Origin of the sequence: Sporolactobacillus shoreicorticis (assembly GCF_024125445.1) — a bacterium.
Taxonomy (GTDB): Bacteria; Bacillota; Bacilli; order Bacillales; family Sporolactobacillaceae; genus Sporolactobacillus; species Sporolactobacillus shoreicorticis.
The window spans coordinates 26,150-47,508 of sequence record NZ_JAMXWM010000025.1 but is presented as its reverse complement, the minus strand read 5'-3'; the positions used below and the strand labels follow the sequence as shown (position 1 = coordinate 47,508).

Here is a 21,359-nt window from a genome sequence, read left to right as displayed (position 1 = left end):
ATGGCACTTTATGCCAGACACTGAAAATATAAGGGAGGTTGCCCCCTTGCTGGATGTCAATAAATTTGAATTTATGAAGATTGGTTTAGCTTCACCTGACAAAATCAGGTCATGGTCTCACGGCGAAGTAAAAAAGCCGGAAACAATTAACTATCGGACACTGAAACCCGAAAAGGATGGCCTGTTCTGCGAACGTATTTTCGGACCGACCAAGGACTGGGAATGTCATTGCGGCAAATACAAACGTGTCCGTTACAAGGGCGTTGTTTGTGATCGCTGTGGTGTTGAAGTTACTCGAGCAAAGGTTCGCCGAGAACGCATGGGCCATATTGAGCTGGCTGCTCCTGTATCTCATATTTGGTATTTCAAGGGTATTCCAAGTCGGATGGGGCTTTTGCTGGATATGTCTCCAAGAGCACTGGAAGAAGTCATTTACTTTGCGTCTTACGTAGTAACTGAACCAGGTGATACTCCGCTTGAGAAGAAACAGCTGCTGTCCGAAAAAGAATACCGTGCTTACCGCGAAAAATACGGCAACACATTCAAAGCCGGAATGGGCGCCGAATCAATTAAAAAACTTTTGCAAGATGTTGATGTAGATAAAGAATCAGAAGCACTGCAGGAAGAATTGAAGAGTGTTCAAGGACAGAGAAGAACGCGTGCAGTAAAGAGACTCGAAGTTATTGAAGCGTTCCGTGAATCCGGTAATGAACCATCTTGGATGATTTTGGATGTACTTCCGGTCATTCCGCCGGAACTTCGGCCAATGGTGCAACTAGACGGTGGACGTTTTGCAACTTCCGATCTGAACGACCTTTATCGGAGAGTGATTAACCGTAATAATCGGTTGAAACGTTTGCTTGAATTAGGGGCACCAAGTATTATTGTTCAAAATGAAAAGCGTATGTTGCAGGAAGCAGTTGATTCACTTATCGATAACGGCCGCCGCGGCCGTCCGGTTACCGGACCGGGTAACAGACCGTTGAAATCTCTTTCACATATGTTGAAAGGTAAAAACGGACGTTTTCGCCAAAATCTGTTAGGAAAACGTGTCGACTATTCCGGCCGTTCTGTTATCGCCGTAGGACCGACGCTGCAAATGTATCAATGTGGTCTGCCTAAAGAAATGGCATTGGAACTGTTCAAGCCATTTGTTATGAAAGAATTGGTCAGCCGCGGGATTGCCAATAATATTAAAAGTGCAAAACGTAAAGTAGAGAAAATTCATCCTGATGTTTGGGGTGTTCTTGAAGACGTGATTAAGGAACATCCGGTTCTTTTAAACCGTGCTCCTACGCTGCACCGTCTCGGCATCCAGGCTTTCGAACCAAAAATAGTAGAAGGGCGTGCGATCCGTCTTCATCCGCTTGTATGTACCGCATATAACGCGGACTTTGATGGCGACCAGATGGCCGTACACGTACCGCTTTCCTCGGAAGCTCAGGCGGAAGCACGCCTGCTGATGCTTGGCGCGCAAAATATCCTGAATCCTAAGGACGGCAAGCCGATTGTTACTCCTTCTCAAGACATGGTGTTGGGGAATTACTACCTGACTCTTGAAAGAAAAGGTGCAATCGGTGAAGGCAAGATTTTCAAAAATGCAGATGAAGTTATGCTCGCATACTACAATGGCTACGTTCATTTGCACTCACGTATTGCCATTCCTGCAAAATCGACGCATAATCCGACGTTTACGGAAGAACAAAACAAACAATACTTGGTGACAACCGCAGGTAAATTAATTTTCAACCATGTATTGCCGCCGACATTCCCGTACATTAACGAACCGACGGATCAAAATCTTCAAGTCGCAACTCCGGATAAATATTTTGTGTCAATGGGAATGGATATTCCGAAGGAAATCGCGGCTCGTGATGAGATTCCGCCGTTCAAAAAGGGCTATCTTGGTCATATCATTGCGGAGGTTTTTAAGAAATATAAAGTTACGGAGACCTCTAAATTTCTTGACCGTTTAAAAGCACTTGGTTTCCAATATTCGACTAAGGCTGGCATCACAGTCGGTGTATCGGACGTCATCGTGCTTCCAGAAAAGAAAGAAATTCTGGATGCGGCCGAAGATAATGTTCAGAAGGTAACGAAGCAGTTCCGTCGAGGTCTGATCACCGAAGATGAACGTTATGAGCGTATTGTCGGTATTTGGAGCGATGCCAAAGATACCATTCAATCCAAACTGATGGACTCGCTGGCAAAAACCAACCCAATCTTTATGATGAGCGATTCGGGTGCGCGTGGTAACGCATCGAACTTTACTCAGCTTGCCGGTATGCGAGGTTTGATGGCTGATCCTTCCGGCCGAATCATTGAACTTCCTATTATTTCAAGTTTCCGTGAAGGTCTTACCGTGCTGGAATACTTTATTTCAACTCACGGTGCGCGTAAGGGACTTGCCGATACCGCTCTTAAGACGGCGAACTCTGGTTACCTGACCCGACGTCTTGTTGATGTTGCTCAGGACGTCATTGTCAGAGAAGACGATTGCGGTACAGATCGCGGTATTCGTGTACATGCGATTCGCGAAGGAAATGAGGAAATTGAAAGCTTGTATGACCGCTTAGTTGGTCGTACGGCAAATCAAACGGTATATCATCCGGATACCGATGAAATTCTTGTTAAGAAGAACGAGATGATCAACGAAGACACGGCCAACAGAATTGTAGAAGCGGGCATTACCGAAGTTGAAATCCGTACGGTATTTACCTGCGAAACAAGACACGGCGTCTGCAAAAAATGCTATGGTCGCAACTTGGCTACAGGATCTGAGGTTGAGGTCGGCGAGTCTGTTGGTATTATCGCCGCACAATCAATCGGTGAACCTGGTACTCAGCTTACCATGCGTACGTTCCATACCGGGGGTGTTGCCGGAGACGACATCACGCAGGGTCTTCCGCGTATCCAAGAATTATTTGAAGCACGGAATCCTAAGGGCCAGGCAACCATTACGGAAATTGATGGAACCGTTACATCGGTAACCGAGTTGAAAGATAAACGAGAGATTGTCGTCAAAGGTGCTATGGAAACCAGAACCTATACGGTACCGCTGAGTGCACGCATGAAAGTTGCTGAGGGCAATGAAGTTAAAGCCGGACAGCCGCTGATCAGCGGATCGATCGACCCTAAAGAACTTCTTCATGTTGTCGGGCTGCAGGGTGTGCAAAATTATCTGCTGCGCGAAGTTCAAAAGGTTTACCGTATGCAGGGTGTAGAAATCGGCGACAAACACGTTGAGGTTATGGTGCGACAAATGATGCGCAAAGTTCGTGTTATTGATAGCGGGGATACCTCTGTATTACCAGGGTCACTAGTGGACATTCATCGCTTTAAGGATGATAATCGTGATGTGCTGCTGCACAGAAAAATGCCGGCAACCGGCCATCCGGCCCTGCTTGGTATTACAAAGGCGGCTCTTGAAACAGATTCCTTCCTCTCGGCGGCCTCGTTCCAGGAAACAACACGAGTCTTGACTGATGCCGCAATTAAAGGCAAGGTTGATGAACTTCTTGGCTTGAAGGAAAACGTTATTATCGGTAAACTCATTCCTGCAGGAACCGGAATGCCGAAATATCGTAATGTTGTTGTTGAAACTGAAGGCGATGTGACGGGCACGGACGCAAAAGCGGAACCTGCCGAAGCACTGATGAATCAAGAAAGTTGATTCAGCCATTGACAATGGTCAAGGGTGGGTGCTATTATATCTGAGTGTTCTTTTACACTGGTTACTTTGGAGGATTCTTTTGTGATTTCTTATGAAAAAGTGACACAATCAAAGAACGATGTGATTATTGGCACGAAGCAAGCAATCAAGGCATTGAAAGAAAACCGTGTTAAAGAGGTTGTCATTGCTGAAGATGCAGATGTGCGTGTAACCAATAAAGTACTGACACTTGCGGAAGAATTGAAAGTGCCTGTAAGTAAAGTGGCCTCAATGAAGAAACTGGGTCAGGCTTGCGGCATTGAAGTCGGAGCATCGGCTGTTGCGATAAGAAAATGATGTTTTTGCAAGGCGAGCCTTGCAAAAACACTTTTTTGCGCGATAAATGAACCGCCTGGATCAGTGGGTTTAGAAATTTGAAAGGAGGAACAGGTAAATGCCTACAATTAATCAATTAATTCGTCAAGGACGTAAGTCGAAAATCAAAAAGTCCACGGCGCCTGCATTGAACAGAGGCTACAACAGTTTCAAAAAATCGTTGACTGATGACTTTGCGCCACAAAAGAGGGGCGTGTGCACTCGTGTCGGAACGATGACACCAAAGAAACCTAACTCTGCGCTTCGTAAATACGCCCGTGTTCGTTTGTCAAACAATATTGAAGTCAATGCTTATATCCCGGGAATCGGCCACAACCTTCAGGAACACAGCGTTGTTCTGATTCGCGGCGGACGTGTGAAGGATCTCCCTGGTGTGCGTTATCATGTTATCCGCGGTGCTCTGGATACGGCTAGTGTTGTTGACCGTAAGCAAGGCCGCTCGAAATACGGCGCAAAGAAGCCTAAGGCTTGATCACTATTAACTGGGAGGAGGAATTAACATGCCTAGAAAAGGCCCTGTCGAAAGACGCGATGTATTACCTGATCCGTTTTATAATTCCAAACTGGTCACTCGTTTGATCAACCGGATTATGGAAGACGGCAAAAAGGGAAAGGCGCAAACCATTCTCTATAAGGCATTTGATCTGATTAAGGAACGTACGAATCAGGAACCTATGGAAATATTTGAACAGGCACTGAAGAATGTTATGCCCGTGCTGGAAGTTAAAGCACGCCGTGTCGGTGGTTCTAACTATCAGGTGCCGGTTGAAGTTCGTCCCGAACGCCGGACGACTTTAGGACTTCGCTACTTGGTTAACTACTCAAGACTTCGTGGAGAAAAAACGATGGTTGAACGGTTAGCAAATGAAATTATCGACGCATCCAACAATACAGGTGCATCGGTTAAGAAACGCGAAGATATGCATAAAATGGCTGAAGCAAATAAAGCATTTGCTCATTATCGCTGGTAATAAAAATAGGAAGGAGAGAAAACCATGGCAAGGGAATTCTCCCTGGAAAAGACGCGCAATATCGGTATCATGGCCCACATTGATGCCGGCAAGACGACAACAACCGAGCGTATTCTTTTCTATTCAGGCCGTATTCATAAGATTGGTGAAACCCATGAAGGGGCTTCACAAATGGACTGGATGGATCAGGAAAAAGAACGTGGAATCACGATTACATCCGCGGCGACAACCGCTCAGTGGAAGAACCATCGAATTAACATTATCGACACCCCGGGACACGTGGACTTTACTGTTGAAGTAGAACGTTCTCTTCGTGTCCTTGACGGAGCCGTAACGGTTCTTGATGCGCAATCCGGTGTTGAGCCGCAGACAGAAACTGTGTGGCGTCAGGCAACAACATACGGTGTACCGAGAATTGTATTTGTTAACAAGATGGATAAGATCGGCGCTGATTTCCTCTATTCTTGTAAAACGTTGCATGAACGCCTTCAAGCAAATGCCCATCCGATTCAGTTACCAATGGGTGCTGAAGACAATTATCAAGGCGAAATTGACTTGGTGAACATGCAAGCATATGTTTACGAAGATGATCAGGGCTCCATTGTAGATGCCGAAGAAATTCCGGCCGAATACAAGGAACAAGCTGAAGAATATCATGAAAAACTCATCGAAGCGGTTGCCGATGTTGATGACGATCTCATGGAAAAATATCTCAACGGCGAAGAAATCTCTATTGAAGAATTAAAAGCGGCAATTCGTAAAGCGACTTGTGCGGTTAAATTCTATCCGGTACTATGTGGTACCGCCTTTAAAAACAAAGGTGTACAACACGTACTGGATGCGTGCATTGATTATCTGCCTTCACCGCTTGACGTACCGCCGATTAAAGGTAGCGTTCCGGATACAGACGAAGAAGAAACACGGCCTGCGGATGACAAGGGACCGTTCGCGGCCTTGGCTTTCAAAGTCATGACTGACCCGTTTGTCGGTAAGCTTACTTTCTTCCGTGTATATTCCGGATCAATCGAAGCTGGATCATATGTTCAGAACTCAACAAAGGATAATCGTGAACGTATGGGCCGTATTCTTCAAATGCACGCGAACCACAGAAGCGAAATCAAAGAAGTATTCTCGGGTGATATCGCGGCAGCGGTTGGTTTGAAGAATACAACAACCGGAGATACACTGTGCGATGAAGATCATCCAATCGTTCTTGAATCAATGGAATTTCCTGATCCGGTTATCCATGTTGCCATTGAACCAAAATCGAAGGCTGACCAGGATAAGATGGGGATTGCACTTGCGAAACTTGCTGAAGAAGACCCGACTTTCAAGACACACACGGACGATGAAACCGGTCAGACTATTATTGGCGGTATGGGTGAGCTTCACCTCGACATTATTGTCGACCGTCTGCGTCGTGAATTTAAAGTCGATGCCAACGTCGGCAATCCGCAGGTTGCTTATCGTGAAACGCTGACCAAGGCTGGCAGAGCAGAAGGCAAATTTATTCGCCAGTCCGGTGGGCGCGGTCAATACGGCCACGTTTGGATCGAATTCGAACCTCAAAAAGAGGGCGAAGGATTCATATTTGAAAACAAAATTGTCGGCGGTGTTGTTCCTCGTGAATACATCCCTGCGGTTGAGGCGGGCTTAAAAGACTCGCTGCAAAACGGATTGCTTGCTGGCTACCCATTGATCGACGTAAAAGCAAGTCTTGTTGACGGATCCTATCATGATGTCGATTCTAGTGAAATGGCATTCAAGATCGCAGCTTCAATGGCATTGAAGGCTGCTAAATCTGTGTGCGCACCCGTTATTCTTGAACCGATCATGAAAGTGGAAGTCAGCATGCCTGAAGAGTATTTAGGAGATATTATGGGTGATATCACAAGCCGCCGCGGACGCGTTGATGGCATGGAAGCACGCCAAGGTGTTCAGGTTGTCAGTGCTCACGTTCCGCTCGCAGAAATGTTCGGCTATGCGACGAACCTTCGCTCTGCAACACAGGGACGCGGAACCTTTACAATGCAATTCGATCACTATGAACAAGTGCCGAAGAGTGTCAGTGAAGAGATTATTAAAAAGGCAACCGGTGAATAATTACTTTAACCGCGCATGCTTATTAAATTAATTGTCACACCATTTGTTTTATTGTAAGCTAGGGGAGATGGCACTAAGCTTGCCAACTTTCTTACTGCATATAAATTTTAAACTTTCTATTGAATTAAAGGAGGATAATACAATCCATGGCTAAAGAACATTATGAACGTACAAAACCGCATGTTAACATCGGTACAATTGGTCACGTTGACCACGGTAAAACAACTCTGACGGCTGCTATTACAACTGTTCTGGCGAAATCAGGTAAAGCTCAGGCACGCGCTTACGATTCCATCGACGGTGCTCCTGAAGAACGTGAACGCGGAATCACGATTTCAACGGCTCATGTTGAATATGAAACGGACAAACGTCACTATGCACACGTTGACTGCCCAGGGCACGCCGACTATGTAAAGAACATGATTACCGGCGCTGCTCAAATGGATGGCGGAATCCTTGTTGTATCCGCAGTTGACGGTCCGATGCCGCAAACGCGTGAACACATTCTGCTTGCAAACCAAGTGGGTGTACCTGCGATCGTTGTCTTCCTGAACAAGACGGACCAGGTTGACGATCCTGAACTTCTGGAACTCGTTGAAATGGAAGTTCGTGATCTCCTAAGCGAATATGACTATCCGGGCGATGATGTTCCTGTAATCAGCGGATCTGCTCTGAAAGCACTGCAAGGCGATCCTGAAGAAGAACAACACATTCTTGATCTGATGGAAGCTGTTGATGACTACATTCCAACTCCTGTTCGTGAAAACGACAAGCCATTCATGATGCCTGTCGAAGATGTATTCTCGATCACAGGTCGTGGTACGGTTGCAACCGGCCGTGTTGAACGTGGTACGGTTAAAATCGGTGATGAAGTTGAAATTCTTGGATTGACTGATGCTCCTAAGAAATCCACTGTAACGGGCGTTGAAATGTTCCGTAAAACTTTGGACTTCGCAGAAGCCGGCGACAACATCGGTGCACTGCTTCGTGGCGTTGATCGTGAAGGCATCGAACGTGGCCAGGTTTTGATCAAACCAGGTACCGTAACAGCACACAAGAAATTCAAGGCTCAAGTTTACGTGCTGAAAAAAGAAGAAGGTGGACGTCATACTCCATTCTTCTCGAACTACCGTCCTCAATTCTATTTCAGGACAACAGACGTTACCGGAACCATTACACTTCCTGAAGGAACAGAAATGGTAATGCCTGGTGACAACGTTGAAATGGATGTTGATCTGCTTGCTCCAATCGCGATCGAACAGGGAACGAAATTCTCCATTCGTGAAGGTGGACGTACGGTAGGCGCCGGTTCCGTGTCTGAAATCGTTGAATAATGATCTACTGAAAAAGGACTCTCTTTGGAGGGTTCTTTTTTTTTAGCTAATTTCTATAAAAATTTTATTTTCATTTGATCTTTTATGAAAAAATCTTTATAATATAGCAGTTACTGAAAAAAGTGGCGTTTTGCCTTGCTTTGTACCTGCTGTTTAGGTATAATAGTGAAGTTGGTTTTTTGGCAATGATGCGGAAGGTTGCAGATACACCCGGCTCCTTTGCCAAGGCGGGCTATCTGGAAATTTTCGCGGAGCAAGTCTATTTTTGAAAAATGGACGAAAAAAGGAGGGAATACACCATGGCAAAGCAAAAGATTCGCATTCGTTTAAAGGCATATGATCACCGTATTTTGGATCAATCCGCTGAAAAAATTGTGGAAACGGCAAAACGTTCAGGTGCTAAAGTATCCGGACCGATTCCGCTTCCTACCGAAAAATCGATTTATACGATTTTGCGTGCGGTACACAAATACAAAGATTCACGTGAACAATTCGAAATGCGCACTCACAAACGCTTAGTTGATATTGTTGAGCCTACACCCCAGACCGTAGATTCATTGATGAGATTGGATCTGCCTTCAGGTGTCGACATTGAAATCAAATTATAATTCATTTAGAACAAACAGGAGGTGTTACGGATGAGCAAAGGAATCTTAGGCAAGAAAATCGGCATGACTCAGATTTTTGCTGAAAACGGCGATGCGATCCCTGTTACGGTTGTCGACGTATCTGACAATGTTGTTCTTCAAAAGAAGACAATTGAAACAGACGGCTACGAAGCTGTACAGATCGGTTTTGATAATGCAAAGGCATCACGAATTACCAAACCGGCAAAGGGACATGCTGAAAAAGCAAAAGCTGAACCTAAGCGCTTCATTAAAGAAATCCGTAATGTAAATTTAGATGATTACGAATTGGGTAAGGAGATAACCGCTGACACGTTTAAGGCCGGTGAAGTTGTCGATGTGACCGGTACGTCAAAAGGTAAAGGCTATCAAGGCCCGATTAAGAGAAACAATCAGTCTCGCGGACCGATGACTCACGGTTCCCGTTACCACCGTCGTCCCGGTTCCATGGGTGTTATCGATCCTGCTCACGTTTTCAAAGGCAAGAAATTAGCCGGACGTATGGGCGGCGAAACGGTTACTGTTGAAAACCTAGTCATTGCAAAAGTTGATTCGGAACGCAAATTGATTCTTATCAGCGGCAATATACCAGGCGCCAAGAAGAGCTATGTTGTTATAAAATCCGCACTCAAAGCAAAAGAAGCTAAATAAGAAGGGAGGATGCTTCCATGCCAGAAGTAACTGTATTTGATCAAAAAGGCGCTGAAGTTGGAACTGTTGAATTGGCAGACGCTGTATTCGGCATTACACCTAATGAACATGTTGTTTACCAAGCAGTTGTCATGCAACAGGCTTCTCAACGCCAAGGAACACATGCTGTAAAAAATCGTTCTGCCGTACGCGGTGGTGGCCGCAAACCGTGGAAACAAAAGGGAACCGGCCGTGCGCGTCAGGGTTCCATCCGCTCACCACAATGGGTTGGCGGGGGTACGGTATTCGGGCCTACATCGCGTAGCTATGCCTACAAATTGCCCAAGAAAGTGCGCAGACTTGCCATTAAGTCGGTACTGTCCGGCAAGGCAGGAGAAAATGATCTGATCGTACTGGATACACTGAAGATTGAAGCTCCGAAAACGAAAGAAATTGTTGCTTTACTGAACAGCTTGTCTGTTTCAGACAAAGCGCTGATTGTCACAAACGATGTTGATGAAACGGCTGTTTTGTCATCCCGCAACCTTCCTGGTGTAAAGGTGCTTGCTGCAAACGAAGTCAACGTTCTTGATGTCGTTGCGCACAACAAGCTGATCGTCACCAAGGAAGCTGCGGCAAAGCTTGGGGAGGTGCTTGGATAATGAAGGATCCTCGTGATATTATAAAGCGCCCTGTACTGACTGAGCGTACAACTGGTCAGATGGCCGACAAGAAATACACATTTGATGTTGATACGAAGGCGAATAAGTCTGAAATCAAGCGCGCTGTGGAAGCCATCTTTGATGTTAAAGTTGTCAAAGTCAATACGTTGAACGTAAAAGGTAAACCGAAACGTTATGGCCGCTATTCAGGCTATACAAATAAACGTAAGAAAGCGATCGTCACTTTAACGCCGGAAAGCAAAGAACTCAACTTTTACGAAGGCGAATAAGGAATATTAAAGAAGGAGGTTATTAATCGTGCCACTTAAAAAGTACAAACCGACAACCAATGGTCGTAGAAATATGACTTCACTTGATTTCGCAGAAATTACAACGGATACACCGGAAAAATCATTGCTGAAGTCGTTGCCAAAGAAGGCCGGACGAAACAATCAAGGCAGACTGACGGTTCGGCATCAAGGCGGCGGCCACAAGCGTCAATACCGTATTATTGATTTCAAACGCAACAAGGATGGCGTACCAGGTAAGATCGCAACGATTGAATACGATCCGAATCGTACGGCCAACATTGCTCTTGTTCACTATGCAGACGGCGAAAAACGCTACATTCTTGCTCCTAAGGGTATTGAAGTTGGAACTCAGATTCTGTCGGGCGCCGATGCCGACATTAAAGTCGGAAACGCGCTTCCACTGAAAAACATTCCGGTAGGTACCACGATCCACAATATTGAATTAAAACCGGGGAAGGGCGGACAACTCGTTCGTTCCGCAGGAACTTCCGCCCAGATTCTTGGCAAAGAAGGAAAATATGTACTTATTCGCCTTGTGTCTGGTGAAGTACGTATGGTTCTCGAAACATGCCGTGCGACGATCGGTCAAGTCGGCAACCTGGAACATGAACTTGTTTCTGTCGGTAAAGCAGGACGTTCCCGCTGGAAAGGAATTCGTCCAACAGTCCGCGGTTCTGTAATGAACCCGAACGACCATCCGCATGGTGGTGGTGAAGGCAAGGCTCCAGTCGGACGAAAATCACCAATGTCTCCATGGGGCAAACCGACGATGGGCTACAAGACACGCAAGAAGAAGAATGCTTCTGAACAATTCATCATCAGACACCGTAAAAAGAAATAATGCTGGATAGATATTTTATTTTGGAAGGAGGCCTACTCATGAGCCGAAGCCTGAAAAAAGGACCTTTTGTCGATGATCACTTGATGACAAAAGTTGCCCGCCTGAATGAAAAAGACGAAAAAAGAGTCATTAAAACATGGTCACGCAGATCGACCATTTTCCCGGAATTCATCGGTCACACCATTGCTGTTTATGACGGACGCAAGCATGTGCCGGTGTATGTTACGGAAGACATGGTAGGACATAAACTTGGAGAATTTGCTCCGACTAGAACTTATCGCGGACACATCTCCTCTGATAAGAAAACAAGTGCACGCTAACGAAAGGAGGAACTTTTGATGCAAGCAAAAGCTGTCGCTAAACAAATTCGTATTGCTCCTCGTAAGGCACGACTTGTTATCGATCTTATCAGGGGCAAGGATGTCGGCTATGCCATTGCTGTGCTGAAAAATACACAGCGAGCAGCATCCCCGATTATTGAAAAAGTATTGAAATCCGCTATTGCTAATGCGGAACATAACTATGATATGGATACAGATACCTTGTATGTAGAGCAGGCATTTGTTGATGAAGGGGCCACTTTGAAACGCTTCCGCCCACGCGCCCAGGGACGTGCAAGCAAAATCAACAAACGTACCAGCCATATTACAATTATTGTATCGGAAAAGAAGGAGGGATAACGCGTGGGTCAAAAAATTAATCCTACCGGGTTCAGAATCGGAGTCATTCGCGATTGGGAATCCAAATGGTATGCTGATAAAGAATATGCAACCTATCTTCACGAAGATATTAAAATTCGTCAATATATCGAAAAGAAACTGAAAGACGCCGCTGTTTCCGGTATTGAACTGGAACGTGCAGCGAACCGGATTAATGTAACCATTAAAACAGCGAAACCGGGTATGGTCATCGGCAAAGGCGGTTCTGAAGTTGAAAACCTTCGAAAAGCTTTGAATGATCTTACAGGCAAACGCGTCCATGTAAATATTTTTGAAATTAAGCAAGCGGATCTTGATGCTAAGCTTGTTGCTGAAAACATTGCTCGGCAGCTCGAAGGCCGTGTTTCGTGGAGACGCGCACAAAAACAAACACTGCAAAGAGCAATGCGGGCAGGGGCAAAAGGGATTAAAACGCAATGTGCCGGACGCCTTGGCGGTGCAGATATGGCGCGTACGGAAGATTACAGTGAAGGAACGGTTCCGCTTCATACGCTCCGTGCCGACATTGATTATGGCACTGCTGAAGCAGCAACTACTTATGGCAGAATCGGTGTAAAAGTATGGATTTATCGCGGAGAAATTCTTCCGACGAAAGGAACGACAAATAAGAAAGGAGGCAAATAATTATGTTAATGCCTAAACGTACAAAGTATCGCAGACAGCACCGCGGAAGAATGCGCGGTCAGACTAAGGGCGGCGCTTCAGTAACGTTCGGTGAATACGGTTTGCAGGCGCTGGAATCCTCATGGATCAGCAGTCGTCAGATTGAAGCGGCACGTATTGCCATGACACGTTTTATGAAACGTGGCGGAAAAGTATGGATCAAAATTTTCCCGCAAAAATCGTATACAAAGAAACCTCTTGATGTTCGAATGGGTTCCGGTAAAGGTGCACCTGAAGGATGGGTAGCTGTTGTTAAGCCCGGCCGTGTTCTATTTGAAGTCGGTGGCATTAGTGAAGAAGTGGCAAACGAAGCCTTAAGACTTGCGAGCCACAAATTGCCTATTAAAACGAAAATCGTGAAACGCGAAGAAGTGGGTGGTGACGCAAATGAAGGCTGAGGAAATTCGTAATTTGACCACTGCTGAAGTTGAGGAAAATGTCAAGTCTTTGAAAGAAGAATTATTTAATCTGCGTTTCCAGCTCGCTACGGGACAATTGGAGAATCCGGCTCGCATTCGCGCAGTCCGCAAATCCATTGCCCGCGCAAAGACAATTTTGCATGAACGTGAATTAAATGTTCAAAACGGCTGAGAAGGAGGTTATTTGAATGGCAGAAGAAACACGCACGAACGCCCGTAAAGTATTGGTTGGTCGCGTTGTCTCAGACAAGATGGATAAGACCATTACTGTGCTCGTTGAGACATACAAGAACCACCGTCTCTATGGAAAGCATGTGAAGTTTTCCAAGAGGTTCAAGGCACATGATGAAAATAATCAGGCTAAAGTCGGCGATATCGTTGAAATTAGCGAAACTCGTCCGCTTTCTAAAGATAAACGTTTTCGTCTTGTAAAAATTGTTGAGGAATCCGTTATTATCTGATCTGTCCGAATGTGTTCGGAGATTGAAAGGAGGTTGTACGTTATGATTCAGCAGGAAAGCCGTTTGAAAGTTGCCGACAACTCAGGAGCTCGTGAAGTTCTTACCATTAAGGTTCTGGGAGGATCCGGTCGTAAAACCGCTAATATCGGTGATCTTATTGTTGCTACGGTCAAACAAGCAACACCAGGTGGCGTTGTTAAGAAAGGCGAAGTTGTAAAAGCTGTTGTCGTTCGCACAAAACACGGTGTTCGACGCACGGACGGTTCTTACATCCGCTTTGATGAGAATGCCGTTGTATTAATTAAAGAAGACAAGAGTCCGCGCGGCACACGTATCTTTGGGCCGGTTGCCCGTGAACTGCGTGACGGGCAATTCATGAAAATCGTCTCTCTCGCACCGGAAGTATTGTAATTCTGAATGGTTAGGAAAAGGAGGTGGCATTTAACATGGCAAAACTGCATGTGAAAAAAGGCGATAAGGTTCAAGTCATTTCTGGCAAGGATAAAGGCAAACAAGGTGTGATTCTTGCAGCTTATCCGGCAAAGGAACGCGTGCTTGTTGAAGGTGTCAACATCGTCAAAAAACACTCGAAGCCGAGCCAGGCGGCTCCGCAAGGCGGCATTCTTGAAAAAGAGGCGCCAATTCACGTATCAAATGTTATGCTGCTTGATCCAAAGACAAATGAACCTACACGCGTAGGTCATAAAATAGTAGACGGAAAAAAAGTTCGAGTTTCTAAAAAATCAGGCGAAGTTATCGAGTAAACGGATTGTCTGTGAAAGGAGGTAAATATACATGAGCCGTTTCAAAGAAAAGTATGAAAAGGAAGTTGTTCCGGCTTTAGTTGAAAAGTTTAACTATACATCGGTAATGCAGGTGCCGTCCATTCAAAAAGTAGTCATTAATATGGGTGTCGGTGAGGCTGTTCATAATTCGAAGGCACTGGATAGTGCTGTAGAAGATCTGACTGCATTGTCCGGTCAGAAACCGGTAATTACACGTGCTAAAAAATCAATCGCTGCGTTCAAGCTTCGCGAAGGTGTAGCGATTGGAACAAAGGTAACCCTTAGAAAAGATCGTATGTACGATTTTCTTGACAAGCTGGTCACCGTTGCACTTCCTCGTGTACGTGATTTCCGTGGTGTTTCAAAGAAGGCATTTGACGGCCGCGGAAATTATACGCTGGGTATTCGTGAACAATTGATTTTCCCTGAAATTGACTATGATAAAGTTGATAAAGTACGCGGTATGGACATCGTTATCGTCACATCTGCCAACACAGATGAAGAAGCAGCAGAATTACTTACACTGCTAGGCATGCCGTTCGTAAAAAAATAATCGCAAGGAGGATATGAATTTTGGCAAAAAAATCAATGCTTGTTTCGTCACACCGCCCAAAAAAATTCAAAGTGCAGGAATACACACGCTGTGAACGCTGCGGACGTCCTCATTCGGTTCTTAGGAAATTCAAATTATGCAGAATTTGTTTTCGCGAACTTGCCCATAAAGGACAAATCCCAGGTGTTAGAAAAGCTAGCTGGTAAAATTTTAAGTGATAGGGAAGGAGGTCGATTTGCATGGTCATGACAGATCCGATTGCAGATATGCTGACCCGCATTCGCAACGCCAATATTGTTCGCCATGAACAGATTGAGCTGCCAGGTTCCAGAATCAAGAAAGAAATTGCTGAGATCCTGAAACGTGAAGGATTCATCAAGGACGTTGAATACATTGAAGACAACAAACAAGGTGTGCTTCGACTAATTCTGAAATACGGTGGCAGCAAAGAACGAGTAATTTCCGGTTTGAAAAGAATCAGCAAGCCAGGTCTTCGTGTGTATGCGAAGGCAGACGAGGTGCCGAAAGTTCTTGGCGGTCTCGGCATTGCGCTTGTTTCAACATCAAAAGGTGTTATTACGGATAAAGAAGCACGTCAGCAAAAAGTTGGCGGAGAAGTGCTTGCATATATTTGGTAATGAGCAAACAAGAATGGAGGTGTCCTAATGTCTCGTATAGGATTAAGACCGACTGCTGTTCCTGATGGCGTAACGGTTACGATTAACGGTCAGATTGTAACAGTCAAAGGGCCGAAAGGTGAATTATCCCGAAAATTTCATCCGGATATGATTATCAAGCAGGAAGAAAATGAAGTAAAAGTTGAAAGACCTGATGATTCGAATCAGCACCGTGCTTTGCACGGTACGACGAGCAGCTTGATCAGCAACATGGTCGAGGGTGTAACAAAGGGCTTCGTTAAGAAATTGGAACTTGTCGGCGTTGGTTACCGTGCCAACAAACAAGGCAAGAATCTGGTACTTAACGTTGGCTACTCTCACCCAGTAGAAATCGTTCCTGAAGAAGGAATCGACATTGCTGTTGAAGGTAACAACAAGATTTCTGTTTCGGGAATTGACAAACAGCGCGTCGGCGAAGTCGCTGCTAACATCCGTTCCGTTCGTGCACCTGAACCCTACAAGGGCAAAGGTATTCGCTATGAAGGCGAGAAAGTACGTCGCAAGGAAGGCAAAACAGGTAAGTAATTGAGTTCAATTTCTACGAGAAAGGAGCGACAGACTGTATGATTACCAAAAAAGACAAAAACGCGCTTCGTCAGAAAAGACATCTTCATGTACGCCACCGTATCGTGGGTACTGCGGAACGTCCGCGTTTAAATGTTTTTCGTTCTTCCAAGAATATATATGCACAATTGATTGATGATTCGAAGGGTATAACGATCGTTTCTTCTTCATCAATCGACAAAGCATTCGATCTTGAAAAAGGCAGCGATGTTGCTGCAGCAAAAAAAGTCGGCCAACTGATTGGCGAACGTGCTTTGGAAAAAGGAATCGAAGCGGTTGTTTTTGACCGCAGCGGTTACATCTATCACGGACGTGTTCAGGCCGTAGCCGAAGGCGCCCGGGAAGCAGGACTTAAATTTTAACATTAAGGAGGGGAATCCATGGCTAATAATGATCGCAATAAATCAGAATTTGAAGAACGCGTCGTAACAATCAACCGAGTAGCGAAAGTAGTTAAAGGCGGACGCCGGTTCCGTTTTTCAGCACTGGTTGTCGTTGGCGACAAAAAAGGCAATGTAGGTTATGGCCAGGGAAAGGCTCATGAAGTACCTGAAGCCATTCGTAAAGCAATTGAAGATGCGAAAAAGAACGTATTTAATGTTCCGATCGTAAACACAACTATTCCTCATCAAGTAACAGGTCATTCAGGCGCCGGCAGTGTGCTGCTGAAACCGGCTTCCGAAGGTACCGGAATTATCGCCGGCGGTCCTGTCCGTGCTGTACTCGAATTGTCCGGACTGGGCGACATTCTTTCGAAGTCTCTCGGATCAAACAATCCGATCAATATGGTTCGCGCGACTGTTGAAGGATTGCAAAGCCTGAAACGTGTAGAGCAAGTGGCAAAACTGCGCGGCAAATCAGTAGAAGAACTGCTTGGATAAGGGGGGAACAAAATTGGCGAACAAATTGGAAATTACCCTCAAACATAGCGTGATCGGCCGTCCTGAATCGCAACGCGTGACGGTAAGAACGCTTGGTCTTAGGAAGACATATCAAACCGTTGTTCAAGATGACAATCCGGCAATTCGCGGCATGATCAACAAAGTCTCTCATCTTTTGGCGGTTCGCGAACTGAATGATTGATTTTGAAAGTGAAATTGAGAATAAGGAGGTGCCAAGATGAAACTTCATGAATTGAAACCGGCTGAGGGCTCTCGTTTTGCTCGCAAAAGAGTAGGGCGCGGCTACGGTTCAGGACTTGGCAAAACATCTGGTCGAGGACAAAAAGGACAGAAAGCTCGTTCGGGCGGCAGGGTACGCCTTGGATTTGAAGGCGGACAGAATCCATTGCTTCAAAGGCTGCCGAAGAAGGGCTTTAAGAACCCGACACGTAAAATCTACGCTATTGTTAATGTTGAAACACTGAATCGTTTCGAAAATGGAACAGCAATCACACCGGAATTGCTTCTTGAAAAGCGAGTCATTCGGAAATTAAACGACGGCGTTAAGATTTTAGGCGAAGGCAAACTTGAGGCTAAATTGACAGTTAAGGCGCATAAATTCTCCGCTTCTGCTAAAGAAGCGATTGAAGCTGCCGGCGGAAACATTGAGGTGATTTGATGTTTCAAGTACTTTCCAGTATGTGGCGAGAAGCCGAAATTCGCCGTAAAATAGTATTCACACTGCTTATGCTCATTATATTTCGGATCGGGACATTCATTCCTGTTCCGGATATTAATACAGAGATGATCAATATCAGCGATTCAAGCGCCTTTGGCTTGTTCAACACTTTTGGTGGTGGCGCGCTGGAGAACTTCTCCATTTTCTCTATGGGCATCATGCCTTACATTACGGCCTCCATTATTGTGCAGCTGCTGCAGATGGATGTTGTACCGAAATTGACTGAATGGTCGAAGCAGGGAGAAATGGGACGGCGTAAACTGAATCAGCTGACAAGGTATGGAACGATCGTTCTCGGCTTTGTTGAAGCACTTGGACTTTCCTACACGTTCAGTAACAGTTATCAAGGATTGGTAAGCGATCCAACGATTTGGACCTTTCTAATCATTGCTTTGGTACTGACAACCGGTACGGCTTTTCTCGTATGGTTGGGTGATCAGATTACTGCCTATGGAGTAGGAAACGGCATTTCCATTATTATCTTTGCCGGAATCGTTGCTCGAATTCCTACGGCCATCAGCCAGATTTATACTCAGCGGTTTGCAGCGTCAACCAACACATTTATGGAAGTACTTGGATTGCTTGCCATTGTCGTTATTGTTTTGTTGATTGTTGTCGGAACCATTTTTGTGCAGCAAGGGACGCGAAAAATTCCGATTCAATACGCGAAAAGGACAATTGGTACGAAGACATACAGTGCGGAGCCGACACATTTGCCGATCAAGGTCAATGCTGCCGGAGTTATCCCGGTTATCTTTGCAATCTCACTGATGATCACACCGCCGACGATTGCCCGTTTCTTTCCACAGAATAATGTGACTGCGTGGATTATCCGCGTGTTCGATTATTCAACGGTTTATGGGATGATCATTTACGCGGCACTGATTATTGCCTTTACCTATTTCTATACATTTGTCCAGGTCAACCCGGAAAAAATGGCAAAAAACCTTGGCGAACAAGGCGGTTATATCCCGGGGATTCGTCCGGGGAAAAATACAGAGAAATTTATTACAACGATTCTCTACCGCCTGACATTCTTAGGTGCCATTTTTCTTGCAGTGATCTCACTTCTTCCGATTGTGTTCGGCGAAATAGGCAGTCTGCCGGCGAGCGCAAGAATCGGCGGAACAAGCTTGCTGATCGTTGTCGGTGTTGCACTTGATACAATGAAGCGTATTGAGAGCCAGTTGGTCAAAAAGAACTATCAAGGCTTTATCAGGAAAAGGTAAGGCAGTGACGGTGAATGAGTCAGGAGGAGTACGATGAATCTTATTTTAATGGGACTTCCTGGTGCCGGCAAAGGCACTCAGGCAGAGCGGATTGTTGATAAGTTCGGTTACCCCCATATTTCAACCGGTGACATGTTTCGCGCGGCGATTAAGGGTGGCACACCACTCGGAAAACGGGCAAAGTCATTTATTGATCAAGGCGCGCTTGTTCCCGATGAAGTAACCATCGGCATTGTCAATGAACGCTTGTCTGAGAACGATACGAATAAAGGGTTCCTTCTTGATGGTTTTCCTCGGACGGTTGAGCAGGCGGAAGCACTCGATCAAATGATGGAGGAAAAAGGAAAGAAGATTGATGCGGTTCTCTATATTCGTGTTAATCCTGAGAAACTGCTTGCTCGTCTTACAGGCCGCAGAATCTGTTCCGAATGCGGAGCAACGTATCACCTGATCTTCAATCCTCCTGTGAAAGAAGGAATTTGTGACAAGTGCGGCGGTGCTTTGAAACAGCGCGCAGACGACAATGAAGCGACTGTTCATGAACGACTGCAGGTGAATATGCGTCAGCAGCAGCCGCTGCTCGACTTTTATGAAGCAAAGAGATCTTTGCAAACAATTAATGGGGAGCAGGATATTAATGATGTTTTCCATGAAGTTTCAGAGATCTTGAGCGACCTTGCTAAGTGATTACGCGGAAAACGATTGAAGAAATCAATAGGATTCGCATTGCGGGAAAAATAGTCGCACGAACGCTGGAAACCCTGCGCCAGACTATTCGTCCCGGCCTATCGACCATTGAACTCGATACGCTGGCAGAGCGCTTGATAAGGAATGCGGGAGCTGAACCATCATTTAAAGGATATGACGGTTTCACGCGCAGTATCTGTACATCCGTCAATAATCAATTAGCCCATGGCATTCCCGGTTCCTATGTTCTGCAGGACGGAGACATAATCAGTATCGATATTGGTGCCAAGTATGAAGACTTTCATGCAGACTCCGCCTGGACTTTCCCCGTGGGCACGATTTCTGAGACGACCCGAAGACTTCTGGAAACGACGGAAGAATCGTTGTATAAGGGAATTGCCGAAGCAAAGCCGAAAGCACGGCTATCGAATATTTCCCATGCGATTCAAAGCTGTGCCGAGTCAAATGGATTTTCCGTCGTACGTGAATTAACGGGTCATGGTGTTGGGCGTGCGCTTCACGAAGAGCCGGATGTACCGAATTTCGGCAGATCCGGTCTGGGCCCTATTTTGAAAACCGGAATGGTGCTGGCGATTGAACCTTTAGTCAATGAAGGCAGCCGCGATATCTGGATGGTTGAAGATGATGACTGGACTTTGATGACCCAGGACGGACAACCGTGTGCTCATTTTGAACATACGATTGTCATTACGGAAAATGGAAATGAAATCTTGACAAAGCAATAAGTGAAGGTGATGATTGATGAGTAGTGATCAAGCCCCTTTACCTGTTCCCGGTCAGCTCGCACGCGTGCTGAAGGGAAAAGAATCGGGTTCTTATTTTGTTATTGTGCGGCTTATCGATCATCGTTTTGTTGAAATTGCAGATGGTGATAAGAGAAAGTTTGACAATGCAAAAAAGAAGAACATCAGCCATCTTGAACTTCAAAAATATATATCTGTCGAAGTACAGAAAAGTCTGCGCGATGTCGGACGCGTGACAAACGGAAAGCTGCGTTTTGCCATCGCTCATTTTTTGGATGGAAAAATCAGTAACAAGAGGGAAGGGTGAGTCAGCCGATGGCTAAGGAAGATGTCATTGAAGTTGAAGGCACCGTTATCGAGCCACTGCCTAATGCAATGTTTCGTGTGGAATTGGAGAATGGCCATAAGATTTTAGCTCATGTATCCGGCAAGATCCGTATGCATTTCATTCGCATTTTGCCGGGAGATAAAGTAACGGTCGAGCTGTCGCCATATGATGTGTCGCGCGGCCGCATTACGTTCAGGCATAAATAATTGCTCTGCGGTGCAAGAAGGAGGGTTCAGTAATGAAGGTAAGACCATCAGTTAAAAAGATGTGTGAAAAGTGCAAGATTGTCCGCCGTAAAGGTGTAGTCATGGTGATTTGTGAAAATCCAAAACATAAACAAAGACAAGGTTAAAAGGAGGTGCTC

General features: G+C 45.5%; 33 protein-coding genes. All 33 read left to right on the top strand.

The genetic code is table 11. The features are described from left to right. The first annotated feature begins 46 nt into the window (after nucleotides 1-46). The 33 genes from rpoC (at nucleotide 47) to rpmJ (ending at nucleotide 21,347) form a co-directional block, all read left to right on the top strand. Nucleotides 47-3,673 (top strand): DNA-directed RNA polymerase subunit beta', encoded by a 3,627-nt coding sequence (rpoC, locus tag NIE88_RS16960; RefSeq protein WP_253063938.1) that lies wholly within the window; start codon nucleotides 47-49, stop codon nucleotides 3,671-3,673. Nucleotides 3,674-3,757: 84 nt separating this feature from the next. Beyond that, nucleotides 3,758-4,009: a 50S ribosomal protein L7ae-like protein gene (locus tag NIE88_RS16955; protein WP_253063966.1), complete on the top strand. Its 252-nt coding sequence runs from the start codon at nucleotides 3,758-3,760 to the stop codon at nucleotides 4,007-4,009. Between the two features lie 97 nt (nucleotides 4,010-4,106). After that, on the top strand, nucleotides 4,107-4,520 hold the full coding sequence (gene rpsL, locus NIE88_RS16950; RefSeq protein ID WP_253063936.1) for a 30S ribosomal protein S12: 414 nt from the start codon (nucleotides 4,107-4,109) through the stop codon (nucleotides 4,518-4,520). Between the two features lie 28 nt (nucleotides 4,521-4,548). Beyond that, entirely contained in the window at nucleotides 4,549-5,019 is a 471-nt protein-coding gene (gene rpsG / locus NIE88_RS16945) for a 30S ribosomal protein S7 (RefSeq protein ID WP_253063934.1), read from the top strand. 24 nt (nucleotides 5,020-5,043) lie between these two features. Further along, complete coding sequence (gene fusA / locus NIE88_RS16940; protein WP_253063932.1) at nucleotides 5,044-7,122, top strand: elongation factor G; 2,079 nt, start codon at nucleotides 5,044-5,046, stop codon at nucleotides 7,120-7,122. 146 nt (nucleotides 7,123-7,268) lie between these two features. Then, on the top strand, nucleotides 7,269-8,456 hold the full coding sequence (gene tuf / locus NIE88_RS16935; RefSeq protein ID WP_253063930.1) for an elongation factor Tu: 1,188 nt from the start codon (nucleotides 7,269-7,271) through the stop codon (nucleotides 8,454-8,456). Nucleotides 8,457-8,755: 299 nt separating this feature from the next. Next, nucleotides 8,756-9,064 (top strand): 30S ribosomal protein S10, encoded by a 309-nt coding sequence (gene rpsJ, locus NIE88_RS16930; protein ID WP_010024543.1) that lies wholly within the window; start codon nucleotides 8,756-8,758, stop codon nucleotides 9,062-9,064. 30 nt (nucleotides 9,065-9,094) lie between these two features. Then, on the top strand, nucleotides 9,095-9,733 hold the full coding sequence (rplC, locus tag NIE88_RS16925) for a 50S ribosomal protein L3 (protein ID WP_253063928.1): 639 nt from the start codon (nucleotides 9,095-9,097) through the stop codon (nucleotides 9,731-9,733). A gap of 17 nt (nucleotides 9,734-9,750) precedes the next feature. Next, a complete protein-coding gene (rplD, locus tag NIE88_RS16920; RefSeq protein WP_253063926.1) occupies nucleotides 9,751-10,374 on the top strand; it encodes a 50S ribosomal protein L4 in 624 nt (207 codons plus the stop codon). Further along, complete coding sequence (gene rplW, locus NIE88_RS16915) at nucleotides 10,374-10,664, top strand: 50S ribosomal protein L23 (protein ID WP_253063924.1); 291 nt, start codon at nucleotides 10,374-10,376, stop codon at nucleotides 10,662-10,664. Before rplD ends, rplW begins: the two co-directional genes overlap by 1 nt. A gap of 28 nt (nucleotides 10,665-10,692) precedes the next feature. Next, the gene (rplB, locus tag NIE88_RS16910; RefSeq protein WP_253063922.1) at nucleotides 10,693-11,526 is read left to right on the top strand and encodes a 50S ribosomal protein L2; all 834 of its coding nucleotides are present in this window, start codon (nucleotides 10,693-10,695) and stop codon (nucleotides 11,524-11,526) included. Between the two features lie 38 nt (nucleotides 11,527-11,564). Next, a complete protein-coding gene (gene rpsS, locus NIE88_RS16905; RefSeq protein WP_253063920.1) occupies nucleotides 11,565-11,846 on the top strand; it encodes a 30S ribosomal protein S19 in 282 nt (93 codons plus the stop codon). Nucleotides 11,847-11,864: 18 nt separating this feature from the next. Beyond that, a complete protein-coding gene (gene rplV / locus NIE88_RS16900) occupies nucleotides 11,865-12,206 on the top strand; it encodes a 50S ribosomal protein L22 (protein ID WP_253063918.1) in 342 nt (113 codons plus the stop codon). 3 nt (nucleotides 12,207-12,209) lie between these two features. Continuing rightward, a complete protein-coding gene (gene rpsC / locus NIE88_RS16895; protein ID WP_253063916.1) occupies nucleotides 12,210-12,869 on the top strand; it encodes a 30S ribosomal protein S3 in 660 nt (219 codons plus the stop codon). 2 nt (nucleotides 12,870-12,871) lie between these two features. Then, on the top strand, nucleotides 12,872-13,306 hold the full coding sequence (gene rplP, locus NIE88_RS16890; protein ID WP_253063914.1) for a 50S ribosomal protein L16: 435 nt from the start codon (nucleotides 12,872-12,874) through the stop codon (nucleotides 13,304-13,306). After that, nucleotides 13,296-13,499 carry a 50S ribosomal protein L29 gene (gene rpmC / locus NIE88_RS16885; RefSeq protein ID WP_253063912.1) on the top strand — a complete coding sequence of 68 codons (204 nt, stop codon included), beginning with the start codon at nucleotides 13,296-13,298 and terminating at the stop codon, nucleotides 13,497-13,499. The genes rplP and rpmC overlap by 11 nt, the downstream gene beginning before the upstream one ends. A gap of 16 nt (nucleotides 13,500-13,515) precedes the next feature. Further along, the gene (gene rpsQ, locus NIE88_RS16880; RefSeq protein WP_253063910.1) at nucleotides 13,516-13,788 is read left to right on the top strand and encodes a 30S ribosomal protein S17; all 273 of its coding nucleotides are present in this window, start codon (nucleotides 13,516-13,518) and stop codon (nucleotides 13,786-13,788) included. Nucleotides 13,789-13,830: 42 nt separating this feature from the next. Then, entirely contained in the window at nucleotides 13,831-14,199 is a 369-nt protein-coding gene (rplN, locus tag NIE88_RS16875) for a 50S ribosomal protein L14 (RefSeq protein WP_253063908.1), read from the top strand. 44 nt (nucleotides 14,200-14,243) lie between these two features. Next, nucleotides 14,244-14,552 (top strand): 50S ribosomal protein L24, encoded by a 309-nt coding sequence (gene rplX, locus NIE88_RS16870; protein ID WP_253063965.1) that lies wholly within the window; start codon nucleotides 14,244-14,246, stop codon nucleotides 14,550-14,552. A gap of 31 nt (nucleotides 14,553-14,583) precedes the next feature. After that, nucleotides 14,584-15,126: a 50S ribosomal protein L5 gene (gene rplE, locus NIE88_RS16865; RefSeq protein ID WP_253063906.1), complete on the top strand. Its 543-nt coding sequence runs from the start codon at nucleotides 14,584-14,586 to the stop codon at nucleotides 15,124-15,126. 20 nt (nucleotides 15,127-15,146) lie between these two features. Then, nucleotides 15,147-15,332: a type Z 30S ribosomal protein S14 gene (locus NIE88_RS16860; RefSeq protein WP_093674131.1), complete on the top strand. Its 186-nt coding sequence runs from the start codon at nucleotides 15,147-15,149 to the stop codon at nucleotides 15,330-15,332. A gap of 33 nt (nucleotides 15,333-15,365) precedes the next feature. Next, nucleotides 15,366-15,764: a 30S ribosomal protein S8 gene (gene rpsH, locus NIE88_RS16855; protein WP_253063904.1), complete on the top strand. Its 399-nt coding sequence runs from the start codon at nucleotides 15,366-15,368 to the stop codon at nucleotides 15,762-15,764. A gap of 27 nt (nucleotides 15,765-15,791) precedes the next feature. Then, complete coding sequence (gene rplF / locus NIE88_RS16850) at nucleotides 15,792-16,328, top strand: 50S ribosomal protein L6 (protein ID WP_253063902.1); 537 nt, start codon at nucleotides 15,792-15,794, stop codon at nucleotides 16,326-16,328. 38 nt (nucleotides 16,329-16,366) lie between these two features. Continuing rightward, nucleotides 16,367-16,729 carry a 50S ribosomal protein L18 gene (rplR, locus tag NIE88_RS16845; RefSeq protein WP_253063900.1) on the top strand — a complete coding sequence of 121 codons (363 nt, stop codon included), beginning with the start codon at nucleotides 16,367-16,369 and terminating at the stop codon, nucleotides 16,727-16,729. Between the two features lie 18 nt (nucleotides 16,730-16,747). Continuing rightward, complete coding sequence (gene rpsE, locus NIE88_RS16840; protein WP_253063898.1) at nucleotides 16,748-17,248, top strand: 30S ribosomal protein S5; 501 nt, start codon at nucleotides 16,748-16,750, stop codon at nucleotides 17,246-17,248. Nucleotides 17,249-17,261: 13 nt separating this feature from the next. Next, a complete protein-coding gene (gene rpmD / locus NIE88_RS16835; protein WP_253063896.1) occupies nucleotides 17,262-17,450 on the top strand; it encodes a 50S ribosomal protein L30 in 189 nt (62 codons plus the stop codon). 36 nt (nucleotides 17,451-17,486) lie between these two features. Then, on the top strand, nucleotides 17,487-17,927 hold the full coding sequence (gene rplO / locus NIE88_RS16830) for a 50S ribosomal protein L15 (RefSeq protein ID WP_253063894.1): 441 nt from the start codon (nucleotides 17,487-17,489) through the stop codon (nucleotides 17,925-17,927). Further along, nucleotides 17,927-19,216 (top strand): preprotein translocase subunit SecY, encoded by a 1,290-nt coding sequence (gene secY, locus NIE88_RS16825; protein WP_253063892.1) that lies wholly within the window; start codon nucleotides 17,927-17,929, stop codon nucleotides 19,214-19,216. The genes rplO and secY overlap by 1 nt, the downstream gene beginning before the upstream one ends. 33 nt (nucleotides 19,217-19,249) lie before the next feature. Next, nucleotides 19,250-19,903 (top strand): adenylate kinase, encoded by a 654-nt coding sequence (locus tag NIE88_RS16820; RefSeq protein ID WP_253063891.1) that lies wholly within the window; start codon nucleotides 19,250-19,252, stop codon nucleotides 19,901-19,903. After that, nucleotides 19,900-20,649, top strand: a complete 750-nt coding sequence (gene map, locus NIE88_RS16815) for a type I methionyl aminopeptidase (protein WP_253063890.1) — start codon at nucleotides 19,900-19,902, stop codon at nucleotides 20,647-20,649. The genes NIE88_RS16820 and map overlap by 4 nt, the downstream gene beginning before the upstream one ends. A gap of 16 nt (nucleotides 20,650-20,665) precedes the next feature. Then, nucleotides 20,666-20,974: a KOW domain-containing RNA-binding protein gene (locus NIE88_RS16810; protein WP_253063889.1), complete on the top strand. Its 309-nt coding sequence runs from the start codon at nucleotides 20,666-20,668 to the stop codon at nucleotides 20,972-20,974. 8 nt (nucleotides 20,975-20,982) lie between these two features. Further along, nucleotides 20,983-21,201, top strand: a complete 219-nt coding sequence (infA, locus tag NIE88_RS16805) for a translation initiation factor IF-1 (protein ID WP_010024579.1) — start codon at nucleotides 20,983-20,985, stop codon at nucleotides 21,199-21,201. Between the two features lie 32 nt (nucleotides 21,202-21,233). Then, on the top strand, nucleotides 21,234-21,347 hold the full coding sequence (gene rpmJ / locus NIE88_RS16800; protein ID WP_010024581.1) for a 50S ribosomal protein L36: 114 nt from the start codon (nucleotides 21,234-21,236) through the stop codon (nucleotides 21,345-21,347). Nucleotides 21,348-21,359 lie beyond the last annotated feature (12 nt).

Bases quoted from the DNA above. Each gene is read 5' to 3' on its own strand.
- rpsJ (WP_010024543.1), top strand. From the start codon at position 8,756: ATGGCAAAGCAAAAGATTCGCATTCGTTTAAAGGCATATGATCACCGT.
- rpsS (WP_253063920.1), top strand. From the start codon at position 11,565: ATGAGCCGAAGCCTGAAAAAAGGACCTTTTGTCGATGATCACTTGATG.
- rplF (WP_253063902.1), top strand. From the start codon at position 15,792: ATGTCTCGTATAGGATTAAGACCGACTGCTGTTCCTGATGGCGTAACG.
- rplW (WP_253063924.1), top strand. From the start codon at position 10,374: ATGAAGGATCCTCGTGATATTATAAAGCGCCCTGTACTGACTGAGCGT.
- rplO (WP_253063894.1), top strand. From the start codon at position 17,487: ATGAAACTTCATGAATTGAAACCGGCTGAGGGCTCTCGTTTTGCTCGC.
- rpsL (WP_253063936.1), top strand. From the start codon at position 4,107: ATGCCTACAATTAATCAATTAATTCGTCAAGGACGTAAGTCGAAAATC.
- rplR (WP_253063900.1), top strand. From the start codon at position 16,367: ATGATTACCAAAAAAGACAAAAACGCGCTTCGTCAGAAAAGACATCTT.
- rpsQ (WP_253063910.1), top strand. From the start codon at position 13,516: ATGGCAGAAGAAACACGCACGAACGCCCGTAAAGTATTGGTTGGTCGC.
- rplP (WP_253063914.1), top strand. From the start codon at position 12,872: ATGTTAATGCCTAAACGTACAAAGTATCGCAGACAGCACCGCGGAAGA.
- rplC (WP_253063928.1), top strand. From the start codon at position 9,095: ATGAGCAAAGGAATCTTAGGCAAGAAAATCGGCATGACTCAGATTTTT.
- fusA (WP_253063932.1), top strand. From the start codon at position 5,044: ATGGCAAGGGAATTCTCCCTGGAAAAGACGCGCAATATCGGTATCATG.
- rpsH (WP_253063904.1), top strand. From the start codon at position 15,366: ATGGTCATGACAGATCCGATTGCAGATATGCTGACCCGCATTCGCAAC.
- infA (WP_010024579.1), top strand. From the start codon at position 20,983: ATGGCTAAGGAAGATGTCATTGAAGTTGAAGGCACCGTTATCGAGCCA.
- NIE88_RS16810 (WP_253063889.1), top strand. From the start codon at position 20,666: ATGAGTAGTGATCAAGCCCCTTTACCTGTTCCCGGTCAGCTCGCACGC.
- NIE88_RS16820 (WP_253063891.1), top strand. From the start codon at position 19,250: ATGAATCTTATTTTAATGGGACTTCCTGGTGCCGGCAAAGGCACTCAG.
- rplV (WP_253063918.1), top strand. From the start codon at position 11,865: ATGCAAGCAAAAGCTGTCGCTAAACAAATTCGTATTGCTCCTCGTAAG.
- rpmC (WP_253063912.1), top strand. From the start codon at position 13,296: ATGAAGGCTGAGGAAATTCGTAATTTGACCACTGCTGAAGTTGAGGAA.
- secY (WP_253063892.1), top strand. From the start codon at position 17,927: ATGTTTCAAGTACTTTCCAGTATGTGGCGAGAAGCCGAAATTCGCCGT.
- rplE (WP_253063906.1), top strand. From the start codon at position 14,584: ATGAGCCGTTTCAAAGAAAAGTATGAAAAGGAAGTTGTTCCGGCTTTA.
- tuf (WP_253063930.1), top strand. From the start codon at position 7,269: ATGGCTAAAGAACATTATGAACGTACAAAACCGCATGTTAACATCGGT.
- rpsG (WP_253063934.1), top strand. From the start codon at position 4,549: ATGCCTAGAAAAGGCCCTGTCGAAAGACGCGATGTATTACCTGATCCG.
- rpsE (WP_253063898.1), top strand. From the start codon at position 16,748: ATGGCTAATAATGATCGCAATAAATCAGAATTTGAAGAACGCGTCGTA.
- rpmJ (WP_010024581.1), top strand. From the start codon at position 21,234: ATGAAGGTAAGACCATCAGTTAAAAAGATGTGTGAAAAGTGCAAGATT.
- rplN (WP_253063908.1), top strand. From the start codon at position 13,831: ATGATTCAGCAGGAAAGCCGTTTGAAAGTTGCCGACAACTCAGGAGCT.
- rplD (WP_253063926.1), top strand. From the start codon at position 9,751: ATGCCAGAAGTAACTGTATTTGATCAAAAAGGCGCTGAAGTTGGAACT.